This is a genomic window from Bradyrhizobium sp. MI1.11 (assembly GCF_055811255.1).
This window is the reverse complement of the sequence record NZ_JBVVPM010000004.1, coordinates 41,246-54,783: the sequence shown is the minus strand read 5'-3', so window position 1 is coordinate 54,783 and position 13,538 is coordinate 41,246. Positions and strand designations below refer to the sequence as shown.

Here is a 13,538-nt window from a genome sequence, read left to right as displayed (position 1 = left end):
GCGCCGGATGAGGGGTATCTCTCCACAGAGAGATTGTTCGATGAGGAGCGAACCCCTCACCCAAACGAGTTTGTTGCGGGCACCTTGTAGCCCTCTCCCACAAGGGGAGAGGGCGCAACAATGGGCGCCGCTCAGCTGAAGCTGCCGGGAGGAAACAACAAAAATGTCCGCCAGATACGACGAACTCAAAGGCCTCAAGAACCTCGGCCAGAAATATGCCTACACCGACCGCGAAGTGATGCTCTATGCCTACGGTATCGGCCTCGGCGCCGATCCGATGGACGAAAACGAGCTCGCCTTCGTCAACGAGGGCACGCTGACGCCGCGACCGCTCAAGGTGGTGCCGACCTTTGCGTCCGTTGCGGCGTGGGGCGCGGGTCCGGGCGAGATGAACCTCAACCGCGTGATGGTGGTCGACGGCGAGCGCGACATCACCTTCCACCAGCCGCTGCCGGTCGCCGCGCACATCACCGCCGATTCCTCCGTTGTCGAAGTCTACGATAAAGGCAAGGACAAGGGCGTCGTCATCAGCCACCAGACCGTGCTCAAGAACGAGAAGGGCGAGAAGCTGGCAACGCTGGTCGCCTCGCGCTTCGCCCGCGGCGACGGCGGCTTTGGCGGGCCGAACCTGACCCAGCCGGATCCGCACAAGATCCCGTCGCGCGCACCCGACACGACCATCGACATCGTGACGCGTCCCGACCAGGCGCTGGTCTATCGCCTCTGCGGCGACCGCAACCCGCTGCACTCCGACCCTGAGTTCGCGAAGAAAGCCGGCTTCCCGCGTCCGATCCTGCACGGCATGTGCACCTACGGCATCACCTGCCGCGGCGTGCTCCAGACCTATGCCGACTACGATGCCTCCGCCTTCCGCCAGCACGTCGCGCGGTTCTCCTCGCCGGTCTATCCCGGCGAGACCGTGACCATGGACCTCTGGAAGGACGGCAGCGTGATCTCGTTCGAAGCCAAGGTGAAGTCGCGCGGCGTCACCGTGATCAAGAACGGCAAGACGGTGTTGGGTTAGCAACACGCGACGGCCGTCGTCTCCCTCGCCCCGCACTTGCGGGGAGAGGGCGGGGTGAGGGGCTCTCACCACGAGCCGAGACGGTATTGAGACCTGTACCCCCTCACCCGGATCGCAAGGGCGATCCGACCTCTCCCCGCAAGCGGGGCGAGGTAAGAAAAACAAAACCAGGGAGAGCCACCATGGGACTACTCGACGGGAAGGTTGCGCTGATCACCGGCGCGGGCGGGGGGCTCGGTGAGGCCTACGCGAAGCTGTTCGCGCGGGAAGGGGCCTCCGTCGTCGTCAACGACCTCGGCGGGCCCCGTGACGGCTCCGGCGCCGACACATCGATGGCGCAGCTCGTGGTGGATGCGATCAAGGCCGAAGGCGGCAAGGCCGTTGCCAATCGCGCCGACATCTCCACGATGGAAGGCGGCCAGTCGGTGTTCGACGACGCCATCAAGCATTTCGGCCGCGCCGACATCCTCGTCAACAATGCCGGCATTCTGCGCGACCAGACCTTCGCCAAGGCCTCTGAGTCCGACTGGGACAAGGTCATTAAGGTGCATCTGAAGGGCACCTTTTGTTGCACCATGCCGGTGTTTCGCTGGATGCGGGAAAACGGCGGTGGCGTCATCGTCAACACCTCCTCGACCTCGGGCCTGATCGGCAATTTCGGCCAGAGCAATTACGGCGCGGCCAAAGGGGGCATCTGGGGCCTGTCCAACGTGCTGGCGATCGAGGGGCGCAAATACAACATCCGGATCTGGACGCTTGCGCCGGGCGCGCTGACCCGCATGACCGCAGACCTGCCCCGCTATAAGGAGAACCCCGGTGCGGCGCTGGGGCCGGACGGCATCGCGCCGGCCGTGCTATACATGGTCAGCGATTTGTCGGGCGACCAGACCGGCAAGGTGCTGGGCGTGTCCGGGCCCCGCGGCGTGCGCGAAATGCGGATGATGGAAATGGACGGCTGGAAGCCGCCGCACACGGGCTGGAACGCCCAGGACATCGCCGATCATGCCAAGGAGATCTTCTTCTCCGAAGAGCAGATCAAGATGGGGGCGCGGCGGTTTTAGCCATCGACAGAGAGAAACAAGGACAACGATGAAGCTCACCGCCGACGCCAAGGGCACCTTCGCAATCGCGCCGACGCCGTTCCACGATGACGGCCGGATCGACGAGCGCTCGATCGACCGCCTGACCGATTTCTACGAGGAGGTCGGCTGCGACGGCGTCACGGTGCTGGGGATCCTCGGTGAGGCGCCGAAGCTCGATGCCGCCGAGGCCGAGCAGGTGGCGGTACGCTTCGTCAAGCGCGCCAAGAAGATGCAGGTGATCGTCGGCGTCTCCGCGCCGGGTTTTGCCACCATGCGCTCGCTGGCGAAGGCCTCGATGGAGGCCGGTGCAGCCGGTGTGATGATCGCGCCGCCGCCGTCGTTGCGGACCGACGACCAGATCATCGGCTATTACAAGCAGGCGGCCGATGCCATCGGCCCCGACGTGCCCTGGGTGCTCCAGGACTATCCGCTGACCTTGTCGGTGGTGTTCACCCCCGCCGTGATCCGCAAGATCGTCACCGACAATCCGAACTGCGTGATGCTCAAGCACGAGGACTGGCCGGGGCTGGAAAAGATCTCGACGCTGCGCAATTTCCAGAAGGACGGCTCGCTGCGGCCGCTCTCGATCCTCTGCGGCAATGGCGGGCTCTTTCTGGACTTCGAGATGGAGCGCGGCGCCGACGGCGCCATGACCGGCTATGCCTTCCCCGAGCTTCTGATCGACGTCGTGCGACTTTCGAAGGAAGGCAAGCGCGACGCCGCGCATGATCTGTTCGACGCGCATCTGCCGCTGATCCGCTATGAACAGCAGCCCGGCGCGGGCCTTGCCGTGCGCAAATACGTGCTGCAGAAGCGCGGCATCATCGCCTCCAGCGCCCAGCGCAAGCCCGGCGCCACCATCACGCCGACGGCGAAGGCAGAGGTCGAGTACCTGCTGTCGCGCGTCGCCCGCGTCGACAAGCGTGCCAATCTCGGCCCGCAATCCAGCGCCGCAGGTTAATCGAATGGCCGAGGCATCAGCATCACGCCCTGCATCGACGATCCTCCTGCTGCGCGACCGCGCGAAGGTCGACGGCAAGAGCCGCGACGAAATCGAAGTCTTCATGATGGTCCGCCATCATCAGATCGAGTTCAATTCGGGTGCGCTGGTGTTTCCCGGCGGCAGCGTCGATGCCGGCGATCGGGAGATCGTCGCCCGCTCCGATCTGTATTCGGGCGGCGAGGGACTGAGTGAAGCGGACCGCGGATTTCGGATCGCCGCGATCCGCGAGACCTTTGAGGAAAGCGGGATCCTGCTGGCGCGGTCGAAGGATTCCGGCACGCCGGTGGATGCCAGGCGAGCCGGTGAGATCGCCGATGCGCATCGCGTCGCGCTCAACGAGCACAAGATCAGCTTCCTGAGCATTCTGGCCGATAACGGGCTCCAGCTCGCGCTCGACACGTTGGTGCCTTACGCGCACTGGATCACGCCCGAGGGGATGCCAAAACGTTTCGACACCTGGTTCTTCCTTGCGGCAGCGCCGCCCGACCAGCTCGGCGCGCATGACGGCCGGGAGTCGACCGATTCGATCTGGGTCTCGCCGCGCGAGGCGGTGGAGGGAGGCGAGAGCGGCCGCTTCAAGCTGCCGTTCCCGACCACGCGCAATCTGATCCGGCTCGCCAAGCAGGGAAGCGTGAGCGCGGCGCTGGAGCACGCCCGCGGCATGTCCGTCGTGACGGTGATGCCTGTCATGACCAAGACCGAAACCGGCCGTCAGCTCCGCATTCCCCGCGAGGCCGGCTATGACGGCGAGGTGTTCGAGGTCGAGGCGCTCGGCTAGAACACTTCGACACACAACGAAGTATCGGCGAGGGCAGACGCGCTAGGTTCCGTCCCTGACAACGGGATCGAGCGCGCGACATGGACAACCGACAGGACAACAACATTGCCGTCGAGCTGGCGTTGCTGCTCGCGCTGGCGACGCTGTGGGGCGGCTCCTACACCTTCATCAAGCTCGGCGTCGCCACCATTCCGCCGATCACGCTGATCGCGGCGCGCACCACGATTGCGGGCCTCCTGCTGCTCGCGATCATGTGGGCGCGAGGCATCAGGATGCCGACGGATGCCGCGACCTGGCAACGCTTCGCCTTCCAGGCCGTGCTCAACAGCGTGATCCCCTGGACGTTGATCGCCTGGGGCGAGCGGCACGTCGATGCCGCGCTCGCGACCATCCTCAACTCGGCCGGCCCGATCTTCACCTTCCTGCTCACGGCCCTAGTGACGCGTCACGAGGCGACGACACCGCGAAAGCTGGTTGGCGTGGTTGCCGGCATGGCCGGCATCCTGCTGATCGTCGGCGTCGACGCCGTCCATGATGTCGGAAGCGGCCTCGTCGCGGAGGCCGCTATCGTTGCCGCCACCATCTGCTACGCCTGCGCCGCGATCTTCGGCCGCAGCTTCAAGGGCCTCGATCCCATGGCGCCCGCGGCCGGCTCGCTGCTGGCGGGGGCGGCGGCGCTGGTCCCGGCCTCGCTCATCGTCGAGCAGCCCTGGACACTGTCGCCCTCGCTGAGTTCCGTGCTGGCGCTGCTCGCGCTGGCGACATTCTCGACCGCCGCGGCCTTCGTGATCTATTTCCGCCTGATCCAGATCCTGGGCTCGGTCGGCACCACGGCGCAGGCTTATCTCCGCGTGCCGATCGGGGTTGCCATCAGCGTCGCCTTCCTCGGCGAGAGCCTGAGCCGGACCGCCTGGATCGGCCTTGCCTGCGTCGTTCTCGGCGTCGCCGCCATGACCATCCCGGCCCGGCGGCCGGCCGACGTCAAAACGTCATAAAGCCGAGGCGGCGGGGGTCCGGCAGGGCTGCAATATTAAGGATATTCGGCGGCGAGACGCATGTTCCCCCGGGACCGCAATACGTCGTATATTGGAGCTCCAATAGCCGGGTCCTCACATCACCAATGTCCGCCGAATTGACGCCGACCCCTGAGAAAAAGCGAACATTCTCGCTCTCCATCGGCCAGCTCACGTTCGGCAGCTTCCTTCTGGTGCTGGCGGTGATCATCGTCACCTCGACCGCGAGCGTGATCGCGATCCGGCACATCGACACGACCTTTGCCGAGCTGCAGCGGCTGCAGAGCGTCGGCGACCTCGCCGAGGACATCGACCGCCGCATGAACGAGCTGCGGCTCGCCGCGCGCGACTTCGTCACCGATCCCGGCGCCGGCATCCAGTTCAAGCAGGTGGGCGAGGCGGCCTCGACGCTCAGCGACATCCTGAAGAAGACCCGCATCGAGCTCGTGCCCGAGCAGCAGGACATGATCGACGGCGTCAGCGAGCGGCTTGCGACCTATCGCAGCGGGCTGGAGCGGATCTCGACGCTGATCGACCGCCGCGCCCAGCTGCTTGCCGGCCTGCCGCCGCTCCGTGACCAGTTCGACGCGGCTGTCTCTGGCACTGCGGACCGAGAGCTGGCGTCCCGCTTGTCGGAAGCGCAGAGCCGGATCGCGCTCGGGTTGCTTGCGCGCAACCCGTCTGCGGCTGAGCAGGCGGCGCAGAGCATGCGAGCGATGGGCGTCACTGATCCCAAGCTCAGATCGGCCGTCAACGACTACGCCGAGGCGATCATCGCGGTCGCTGTCCGTGAACGGCAGATCGCCGACATCGATCGCGAGGTGCTGGGAACCGAGGGCCGGCTGATCGGCCGCGTCACCGAATTGCTGCGCGAGGTCAGCGCCCGGCGCGGTCACGTGCTGTCGCGCGACTTTGCCCGTACGCTGACGGAGGCGCGCTGGCAGAGCATCGTGCTCGGTACCATCGGTGTGCTGATCGGTATTCTCGCGGCCGGCTTCGTGGTGCGGCGGACAGTCCGTCCGCTCGCCCAGATCGCGCGGTCGATCCGCGCGCTCGCAGCCGGCGAGAAGAACACCTCGATCCCGTCCGCCGATCTCGACAATGAGATTGGCGACATCGCGCGGGCGGCCGAAGTGTTCCGCCGCGCGCTGGAGGAGGCCGACACGGCGCGCGAGGCGGCGGTGCGCGCACTGACCGAGCAGCGCCTCGCCGAAGAGAGCTACCGGAAACTGTTCGAGGGCTCGGTCGATGGCATCTATGTCACGACGCCGGCCGGCGACCTCCTCAACGCCAATCCGGCGCTGGCGCGGATGATGGGCTACGACAGCCCGCAGCAGCTGATCGACAGCATCAACGACATCGCCCACACAATCTACGTCAATCCCGAGGCGCGCGTCGAATATCAGCGGCTGATGGCACGCGACGGCATGGTGCGCGAGTTTGAGTACCAGGTGCGCCAGCGCGGCGGCGACATCCTGTGGCTGTCCGACAGTGCCACCGGCGTCCGCGACGAGGCGGGCAAGATCGTCCGCTACGAGGGCACGCTGCGCGACATCACGGACCAGAAGCGCGCGGAAGACGCCATCGCCGAAGGACGGCGCCTGCTCCAGCAGGTCATCGACACCGTGCCCGCGGTGATCAACGTCAAGGACCGCGACCTGCGCTACGTGCTGATGAACCGCTACATGGCCGGCATCTTCGGCATCGAGCCCGGCGATGCGCTCGGCCGCACCACGGCCGACCTGATGTCGCGCTATGGCGCTGCCAAGTCCGACGAGAGCGACAAGCGCGTGCTGACGCTGCGGAAAGGCCTCGGCTTCTACGAAGAGGAGTACATCGATGCTTCCGGCCACATGCGGCAATGGCTCGTCAACAAGCTGCCGCTGCTCGATGCCGAAGGCGAGATCGAGCGGATCGTGACCGTGGCGCTCGACATCGGCGAGCGCAAGCGCGGCGAGCAGGAGATGCGGAAAGCCAAGGAATCCGCCGAGACCGCGCTGCGCAATCTGCGCGAGACCCAGGCCTCGCTGATCGAGGCGGAGAAGCTGGCGGCGCTCGGGCGCCTCGTCGCCGGCGTCGCGCACGAAGTCAACAATCCCGTCGGCATCAGCCTCACGGTCGCCTCCGCGCTGGAGCGCAAGACCGCGGTGTTCACCGCCGAGGTCGAGCGTGGCGAGCTGCGCCGCTCCACGCTCAACGACTTTCTCCATACCAGCCGCGACGCGTCCTCGCAGCTCGTCGCCAATCTCAACCGCGCCGCCGAGCTGATCCAGTCGTTCAAGCAGGTCGCTGCCGACCGCAACTATTCGGACCAGCGCAGCTTCGATCTCGGTGACCTCACCGAGCAGGTGGTGATGAGTCTGCGTCCGGGCCTGCGTAAGCACAATCTGACGCTCAACGTCGAGTGCCAGCCTGATCTGACCATGAACAGCTATCCCGGACCCTACGGCCAGGTGCTGACCAATCTGTTTCTCAACGCGGTGGCGCACGCCTTCCCGGACGGTCGGCCGGGGACCATCGACATCCAGGTGCGCGAGTCCGGCAAGGACAATGTCGAGATCATCTTCTCCGACAATGGCTGCGGCATGTCGCTCGACGTCCGCCGCCGTGCCTTCGATCCGTTCTTCACGACGCGGCGCGACCAGGGCGGCACCGGTCTCGGGCTGCACATCGTCTACAGCATTGTCACGAACAGGCTCGGCGGACGGCTCGATCTGGATTCCGAACCGGGCAGCGGCACACGTATCCAGATCATCCTGCCGCGCGTGGCGCCGCTCGAGCAGGCCGCGGAATAGCTCGAACGTTTTCGAGCGAAGTAGATGCCGGTCCGCGTGAAGAAAACGCGTCGAAACAACAATCCAGAGCTTCGGTCGATTCAATTAAAACCCGAAGTTCTAGTCGGCCTCCGCAAGCTTGTGCAGCGTTGCGCCGAAAATCTGGCTGGCCTTGCCGACCAGCGCGGTGCCCGTCATTTCCCCGCGCGTCTCCGTGAAGGTGCCGCTGACGCCGATGCCGACCGCGGCAGGCCCGCCGAACAGCGGATTGTCGTCGCCCCGCGGCGAGGTGTGACGCTGGACCAGCACCTCACCCTTGAAGGTGTTGTCCTTCACCGTGTAGCTGCCGGTGTAATAGAGGTAGGCATCGCCGCCAAGAATCTTGCCGTCGCGAAAAAGAATCACGCCGCTGCCCTTGCCGACCCGACCATCGAGCAGGTTCACGTGAATCGAATAGAGGCCGTTCTTCATAACGTCCCGAGGCCGGCCGCCATCGCCCAATGGCGTAACCGGTAGGCATTTATGCCAAAGGGCATGCGGCCACGCAACGCGGGAGTTTGGCTGCCGGCCTTGCGAGCCTGTCCGTGAGCCGTAGTTGTCCCGGCTTGTCTATGACACCGCCATGACGGTCTGATCATGAAGCGAGGCCAGTCGTTGCGAATCAAGTTGGCCCGCGAAATGCATAACCATTGTTGCACTGGCCGCGGGGTGCTGGAGCAAGACAAACGTGAGCAACTGGATCGATTCCGGCGGCGAGGAGCCGCGTCTGTACAGTGTGCGTCCCACGATTTGCGAAACACGACAACGGCGGATTGGCGGCGCGGTACGCTGGCGAACCGTGGCGAGCCTCGCTTGCGCCCTGGCCCTGATCGCACTCGCAGCCCCCTTCGGGCACGCGCGCGACCGCGGCCAGTTCGTCAACACCAATGCCGAATTGAAGGCCTGGTTCGACGGACTGCGAAGCGGCAAGGGGCCTTGCTGCTCCGATGCAGACGGCTCGGCACTCTCGGACACCGACTGGGACAGCAAGGACGGGCACTATCGGGTCCGCGTCCCGCGCTATGGCTACGTGATCGACGGCCGACCGCAGGAGCTCGTCTGGGTCGATGTGCCAGAGGAGGCCGTGATCTCGGAGCCGAACCGGGTGGGACGCACCATGGTCTGGCCGATCTACGGCTACATGGGCGTGGCCATCCGCTGCTTCATGCCCGGCAGCATGACTTAGGCGCGCGGGGCCCCACGTCGCCCGGTGCGCCGATGCGGCGCGCGCCGTGTCAGGTATATTTCTTGTCGCGCTCGAGCAGCTCGATGGAGATGCCTTCGGGGCCGCGGATGAAGCAGATCCGCACGCCGGGGCGGATCGTGGTCGGTTCGCGCGTGAAGGTGACGCCCTTGGCCTTGATCTCGGCGGCGACGGCGTCGATGTCCTTCACCGTGAGACCGAAATGGTCGAGCCCCTGATGCGGGTGGGGCGGCGGCGGGTTGACCGCGTTGTCGCCCTCGAGTGGCGCAATGAAGATCCTTGCGCCTCCAAGATTCACGTCGATCCGTCCGGGAGCTTGCACGATCTCGCCACCAAGGATGTCCCGCAGCCAGGCCGCCGTGGCCTCCGGATCGGGGCTGCGCAGATGGACGTGATCCCAAGTGACGACTGGCATTTCATGTTCTCCCGACGGGTCTTGACGTTGCAGCGCATGTTAGCGGCCTCGGCCGGTGACCGCCACCGCTCTTGCCGACTCGCCAGTGCGCGGGAACCTTAGTTCGTCTTCCGGATTAAGGTAAGCAGTGGCGGAATCCGTTGTCGAACGTGCTTCCGCCGCGATCGGTGAGGCAACCATGAACGCTGGGTTTGACCGCATCGGGTTAGGGCGTTTCGCCGGGCCCGGCGAACGACTGGCGCGGGCGGTGACGATCGCGAGCGTTTCAGTTGGGCGAGGCCTGCTATGGCTGTTGGCGGCCATCATCGTCGGTTGCGGCGTCTGGATGCTGCTCCCTGTTTCCAGAGGCAACAGTGCCGAACCGGTGAGGTCTGACGTGGCAGCGGTCGAGACGGCGCCTTTGGGCGATGCGGCCGCCCCGTCGTCGCCTTCCGAAGCTCAGATTCCGACAATGGCAGAACTCGGTCGGATCAGGATTTCATCTCAGACCTGGCGCCGCGGCGGCCTTGGCTCGAAGGCGCTGGTGACGCTCACGCTCCGCAACGACAATGACTATGCCGTAAAGGATGTCGAGATCGTCTGCGCTTTTGCGCGGCGCGATGGCAGTCATCTCACCGACCGCAGCCGCGTTCTGGCTGATACGGTCGGCATGAAGAGCCGCAAGACTTTTGCGCGCATTCCTGTCGGCTTCGTCAACGTGAATGCCGATCAGGCGAAGTGTTCGCTTGTGGCAGCACGCCGGACCTAAGGCCGGCATTTTCCGGTAGCGGAAAAGTTACTGTCCTGGGGGCTTGGGCAAAAAACTTGGCGTCGCCATTTGAACCGAACGGCTGGGCCAGGAACCAATTAAATGATCGCCCGTTAAGGCGGAGAGCCCACGCGGGGATGCGACGGGCGGAGCGTGGCCAAATGCCCATTTTTCGGTATTTCTTCTTTGTCGGTGGAGCCTTGCTCGCACTGCTGTTCGCGGCGAACTCCGTTCTGCCGACTTCGCCTGTGACGCAGGCTGTCGCAACCGCAAGCAACGAACAGCCTTTGATCCGGATCCGGTCCGATCGCCACCTGCCGGAGCGCGTCGTTCTCGACACCAGTCAGCCGACGCTTGCCGCCCCTGCGGTGAAGATCGCCGCCGTCGCGGCTCCCCAGCCGCCCGTGGAGAGCATGTCTCCGGCTTTGGCCGAGATTTCAGCCAAGGCACGGGTCCGCGAGACGTTCGCCCAATTCACGCCGGCCGCGAAGGCCAATACCGCTGCCGCCAAGAGGACCGAAGCCAAGACGCAAATTCAGCCGCAAGTTCAGGCGCAGGCCCAGCTTCCTCAGGCCCAGCCCCCTCGGACCCCGGCGCAGCAGCCCAAGCGCAAGGTCGCCAGAACGCGTCCGATGCCGCAGCAAGGTGGGCCGATGATGGTGATGGCGCAGCAGCCGCATTTCGGCTTCTTCAACAGCACTTGGTAAGAGCGGGTCCGACCCTTCTCGAATCCGGCGGGAAGGGCTTTTTATTGGCCGGCCTCTCTGCTAATTCGAACCCATCCGAACGTCGTCCGGCCTGCTGGCTCGCCAGCAGCGATCTGGGGCGTCTCGGTTACGGCCCAAGATCTGGGCCAGGGCGCTCGTAGCTCAGCTGGATAGAGCATCGGATTTCGATTCCGAGGGTCGGGAGTTCGAATCTCTCCGAGCGCGCCAATTCCGGATATGTTCCGAAGAGGCGTTGACAACAACGACCGTCGCAGCGGCCTGGCCCGTCAGCCTGCCGTCGGACCTGCTTGCCGGCCTCGTGCCAGCGTGTCGGACGGGGTTTCGTGGAAGGTTGCGCGGTAAGCTGCGGAAAACTCGCCCAAATGGTGAAAGCCCTGGGCGCGCGCGCATGTGGCGACGGTGGCGCCGCCGCCCTTGAGAAGGCGAGACCGCGTCGCCCACAATTTTTTGAGGCGAATGTACTGGTGCAGGCTCATGCCACACACCTTGCTGACGGCGCCGCCGAGCGTCCGGATCGAGACGCCAAACTCGCCGGCGAGATCGGCGGTATAGATCGGAGCGGTCTGATGTGCAGCGACGTAATCGTCGATCCGCTGCACGAGTTTGATCGACCGCTCGCCCTGGACGGAGGCACTCCGGTCTGAGAGTGGATCGATGCGAAACAGATCGTCGAGCGCGAGCAGCAAGCCTTCCTGGAGATGGGCGGCGACCTCAGTCGTTTCGAACAAGGCCGGCTGCACCGACGCGGTTCGCAGAATGTCGAGAAGGAGTTGCCGTGCGTGGAGCAAAGCGGGGCGGTTCGCGCCGTGGGCCCGCAAATCGTCCGCCTGATCGAACCAGCCCCGGTCACTCAGGCCGGGTGAGAAGATGATCATCGCATGATGATTGGTCCGACGCTCGACGAAATGGCATTCATCGCTGCCGCGGAGCGCGATGAAGAAACGCGCGTCGAGATCCATGCCCTTGGAATTGACCTGAAGGTCGTCCGTCATGGGCAGGATCACCATCCCGCCGGGCATCCGATAGGTGGCGTCGAGGATGCGTGCGAACGAGCGCATCATGACGATGCGGCAGCCGGGCAGGGAGACGACAGCGCGAGCCGCCGCGAAATTCCGGACGTCGAGCGGAATGCTTCTCGCATCCTCCATCGACTCGATCGGCCGAAACGCATCGACGTCGGCAAAGCCGATCAATCGAAGCGCGGATGATGGGGCGAGGGCGTCGAACAACATGCGTGTGGCCGGCTGCCGCATATGACAATCAAATGAACGTCAGAACATCGCCATCAATGGCGAAACATCGCGTTTCAGTAAACCGGATTCCGGGCCGTAGTATTGCGGACATCATGGCATGCAGCCCGGCGGATCGATGTCGTCGTCAACGGTCTCGCGTCATCGGCTGGCCGGAGGCGAGGTCGATGAAATGCAGCCGCGTGCAGGCGGGACAGGCAAAGGAGGCGAAGCTCTGTGCCTCCTGTCTCTGTTGCTTCTCAAGATGTGTCTGCACATTCATGCCCGTCTGGGGACATCGAAAAACGATCAAATCGACCATCGTCGGAGAATGACGGCGTGGCGGATTTCGTCTTTGATCTAGATCAGTTTTGGAATGACTCCAGACCAACATCCTTGATCTCGCAAAAGCGAAGGGGCCCCGGAGGGCCCCTTTAGAATCACCAGCGGCGATAACGTGGTCCGTAGTAGCGCGGGCCACCATAATAGCGCGGCGCATATCGGGGACCGTAATAGGGGGCCGGGGCACCGTAGTATCCATAGTAGTTCGGGCGCCAGAAACAACGTCCCCAGGCGTCACAGACCATGCGGACCTGCTCGACGTCCGAGACCCGCGGCGTCGCAGGAGCTGGCGCGATGGGCATGGCAGACGCCGCCGGCGATGCGGCCAAGGCACCCAACAGGGACGCGGCGACGAGGCCAATTCTAAGCTTCATGATGTCTTTCTCCGCTTACGCAATACAGGGATATCGAAGTTTGTTCTGATCAAATTGTGGCGGGAGCGAAATGTAATGCTGATGAACAGGTCTTCAGCCAGCCCGCCGCAGGCCTGACAGCTCCGCCAGACTATCCCAGGTTCGTGCTCTTGACCAATGCTGCGCTTGCGTTGCGCTCCGCGGGAAATCGCCGCCATCCTTGATCCCGCGCAATCCAACTGTGCAGCTTCGCCCCTAAGCTTGGCGTCGTGGCCAGCCTTTCGAGCATTTCGAAGAGCCGGCTCGCGAGGTCGCTTTGGAGCTGTGCAATGGACAAAATGAGAATCGACAAGGGTGACTGGCTGGTCGTGTGCGACGGGCGCAAGGCGCTCATTCTGGAAAACCTCGGCGACGAGATGTTTCCGAACCTCCACACCAGGGAGGTGCACGAACAGCCCAATCCCTCGACCGGTGCGCAAGGGACCGACGCGCCGGGCAGGCTCCATGGCGCGGCCGGCAGCGCGCGCAGCTCGGTAGAGCAGACTGATTGGCACGACGAGGCCGAGCGCGCCTTCCTGCGCGGCCTGGCCGGACGGCTCGATGCCGCCGTTAGCTCAGGCGAGACCTCGGCCTTGACCCTGGTGGCCTCGCCGCGTGCGCTTGGGATGATCCGCGCCGATTATTCGGACGTGGTGCGCAAGGCTCTCCAGGGCGAGGTCGGCAAGGACCTCGTCAAACTGCCGGTCTACGAGATCGAGAAGCAATTGCTGCTGTCGGGCGCCGCCAAATAGCGGCCCCCGCAGAGG

At 64.7% G+C, this 13,538-nt stretch carries 14 protein-coding genes and 1 tRNA gene; 11 read left to right on the top strand and 4 right to left on the bottom strand.

Annotated elements, in window-relative coordinates:
- Positions 1–163: 163 nt before the first annotated feature.
- The 6 genes from AC0L30_RS05370 (at position 164) to AC0L30_RS05345 (ending at position 7,695) form a co-directional block, all read left to right on the top strand.
- A complete protein-coding gene (locus tag AC0L30_RS05370) occupies positions 164–1,024 on the top strand; it encodes a MaoC family dehydratase (protein ID WP_007603085.1) in 861 nt (286 codons plus the stop codon).
- Between the two features lie 182 nt (positions 1,025–1,206).
- Complete coding sequence (locus tag AC0L30_RS05365) at positions 1,207–2,085, top strand: SDR family oxidoreductase (RefSeq protein ID WP_007603086.1); 879 nt, start codon at positions 1,207–1,209, stop codon at positions 2,083–2,085.
- Positions 2,086–2,113: 28 nt separating this feature from the next.
- Positions 2,114–3,067, top strand: a complete 954-nt coding sequence (locus AC0L30_RS05360) for a dihydrodipicolinate synthase family protein (RefSeq protein ID WP_473403940.1) — start codon at positions 2,114–2,116, stop codon at positions 3,065–3,067.
- A gap of 4 nt (positions 3,068–3,071) precedes the next feature.
- Positions 3,072–3,887 carry an NUDIX hydrolase gene (locus tag AC0L30_RS05355; RefSeq protein WP_473403939.1) on the top strand — a complete coding sequence of 272 codons (816 nt, stop codon included), beginning with the start codon at positions 3,072–3,074 and terminating at the stop codon, positions 3,885–3,887.
- Positions 3,888–3,967: 80 nt separating this feature from the next.
- Positions 3,968–4,882, top strand: coding sequence for a DMT family transporter (locus tag AC0L30_RS05350; RefSeq protein ID WP_007603089.1), 915 nt, complete (start codon positions 3,968–3,970; stop codon positions 4,880–4,882).
- A gap of 125 nt (positions 4,883–5,007) precedes the next feature.
- A complete protein-coding gene (locus tag AC0L30_RS05345) occupies positions 5,008–7,695 on the top strand; it encodes a PAS domain S-box protein (RefSeq protein ID WP_473403938.1) in 2,688 nt (895 codons plus the stop codon).
- A 99-nt stretch (positions 7,696–7,794) separates the two neighbouring features.
- Here the strand turns inward: AC0L30_RS05345 and AC0L30_RS05340 are convergent, their stop codons facing one another.
- Positions 7,795–8,145: a GrlR family regulatory protein gene (locus tag AC0L30_RS05340; RefSeq protein ID WP_473403937.1), complete on the bottom strand. Its 351-nt coding sequence runs from the start codon at positions 8,143–8,145 to the stop codon at positions 7,795–7,797.
- 256 nt (positions 8,146–8,401) lie between these two features.
- On the opposite strand from AC0L30_RS05340, the gene AC0L30_RS05335 reads away from it, so the two are divergent.
- Positions 8,402–8,899 (top strand): hypothetical protein, encoded by a 498-nt coding sequence (locus tag AC0L30_RS05335; protein ID WP_007603094.1) that lies wholly within the window; start codon positions 8,402–8,404, stop codon positions 8,897–8,899.
- A gap of 49 nt (positions 8,900–8,948) precedes the next feature.
- Here AC0L30_RS05335 and AC0L30_RS05330 read toward each other — a convergent pair whose 3' ends face one another.
- On the bottom strand, positions 8,949–9,332 hold the full coding sequence (locus AC0L30_RS05330; RefSeq protein ID WP_007603095.1) for a VOC family protein: 384 nt from the start codon (positions 9,330–9,332) through the stop codon (positions 8,949–8,951).
- A 178-nt stretch (positions 9,333–9,510) separates the two neighbouring features.
- Between AC0L30_RS05330 and AC0L30_RS05325 the strand changes: the two genes are divergently transcribed.
- The 3 genes from AC0L30_RS05325 to AC0L30_RS05315 all read left to right on the top strand — a co-directional run bounded on the left by AC0L30_RS05325 (position 9,511) and on the right by AC0L30_RS05315 (position 11,015).
- Complete coding sequence (locus AC0L30_RS05325) at positions 9,511–10,080, top strand: hypothetical protein (RefSeq protein ID WP_007603096.1); 570 nt, start codon at positions 9,511–9,513, stop codon at positions 10,078–10,080.
- 161 nt (positions 10,081–10,241) lie between these two features.
- Positions 10,242–10,787 carry a hypothetical protein gene (locus AC0L30_RS05320; RefSeq protein WP_007603097.1) on the top strand — a complete coding sequence of 182 codons (546 nt, stop codon included), beginning with the start codon at positions 10,242–10,244 and terminating at the stop codon, positions 10,785–10,787.
- A 151-nt stretch (positions 10,788–10,938) separates the two neighbouring features.
- A tRNA-Arg gene (locus AC0L30_RS05315) sits at positions 10,939–11,015 on the top strand.
- A gap of 59 nt (positions 11,016–11,074) precedes the next feature.
- On the opposite strand, the gene AC0L30_RS05310 is transcribed toward AC0L30_RS05315, so the two are convergent.
- Both AC0L30_RS05310 and AC0L30_RS05305 read right to left on the bottom strand, forming a co-directional pair.
- Positions 11,075–12,040 carry an AraC family transcriptional regulator gene (locus AC0L30_RS05310; protein WP_007603098.1) on the bottom strand — a complete coding sequence of 322 codons (966 nt, stop codon included), beginning with the start codon at positions 12,038–12,040 and terminating at the stop codon, positions 11,075–11,077.
- 437 nt (positions 12,041–12,477) lie between these two features.
- Positions 12,478–12,753, bottom strand: a complete 276-nt coding sequence (locus tag AC0L30_RS05305; protein ID WP_007603100.1) for a hypothetical protein — start codon at positions 12,751–12,753, stop codon at positions 12,478–12,480.
- Positions 12,754–13,061: 308 nt separating this feature from the next.
- Here AC0L30_RS05305 and AC0L30_RS05300 point away from each other — a divergent pair, with 308 nt between their 5' ends.
- Positions 13,062–13,523: a host attachment protein gene (locus tag AC0L30_RS05300; RefSeq protein WP_007603102.1), complete on the top strand. Its 462-nt coding sequence runs from the start codon at positions 13,062–13,064 to the stop codon at positions 13,521–13,523.
- The last annotated feature ends 15 nt before the right edge of the window (positions 13,524–13,538 follow it).

Coding starts and splice junctions, on each gene's coding strand:
- AC0L30_RS05370 (WP_007603085.1), top strand. CDS start 164: ATGTCCGCCAGATACGACGAACTCAAAGGCCTCAAGAACCTCGGCCAG.
- AC0L30_RS05365 (WP_007603086.1), top strand. CDS start 1,207: ATGGGACTACTCGACGGGAAGGTTGCGCTGATCACCGGCGCGGGCGGG.
- AC0L30_RS05360 (WP_473403940.1), top strand. CDS start 2,114: ATGAAGCTCACCGCCGACGCCAAGGGCACCTTCGCAATCGCGCCGACG.
- AC0L30_RS05355 (WP_473403939.1), top strand. CDS start 3,072: ATGGCCGAGGCATCAGCATCACGCCCTGCATCGACGATCCTCCTGCTG.
- AC0L30_RS05350 (WP_007603089.1), top strand. CDS start 3,968: ATGGACAACCGACAGGACAACAACATTGCCGTCGAGCTGGCGTTGCTG.
- AC0L30_RS05345 (WP_473403938.1), top strand. CDS start 5,008: ATGTCCGCCGAATTGACGCCGACCCCTGAGAAAAAGCGAACATTCTCG.
- AC0L30_RS05340 (WP_473403937.1), bottom strand. CDS start 8,145: ATGAAGAACGGCCTCTATTCGATTCACGTGAACCTGCTCGATGGTCGG.
- AC0L30_RS05330 (WP_007603095.1), bottom strand. CDS start 9,332: ATGCCAGTCGTCACTTGGGATCACGTCCATCTGCGCAGCCCCGATCCG.
- AC0L30_RS05325 (WP_007603096.1), top strand. CDS start 9,511: ATGAACGCTGGGTTTGACCGCATCGGGTTAGGGCGTTTCGCCGGGCCC.
- AC0L30_RS05320 (WP_007603097.1), top strand. CDS start 10,242: ATGCCCATTTTTCGGTATTTCTTCTTTGTCGGTGGAGCCTTGCTCGCA.
- AC0L30_RS05310 (WP_007603098.1), bottom strand. CDS start 12,040: ATGTTGTTCGACGCCCTCGCCCCATCATCCGCGCTTCGATTGATCGGC.
- AC0L30_RS05305 (WP_007603100.1), bottom strand. CDS start 12,753: ATGAAGCTTAGAATTGGCCTCGTCGCCGCGTCCCTGTTGGGTGCCTTG.
- AC0L30_RS05300 (WP_007603102.1), top strand. CDS start 13,062: ATGGACAAAATGAGAATCGACAAGGGTGACTGGCTGGTCGTGTGCGAC.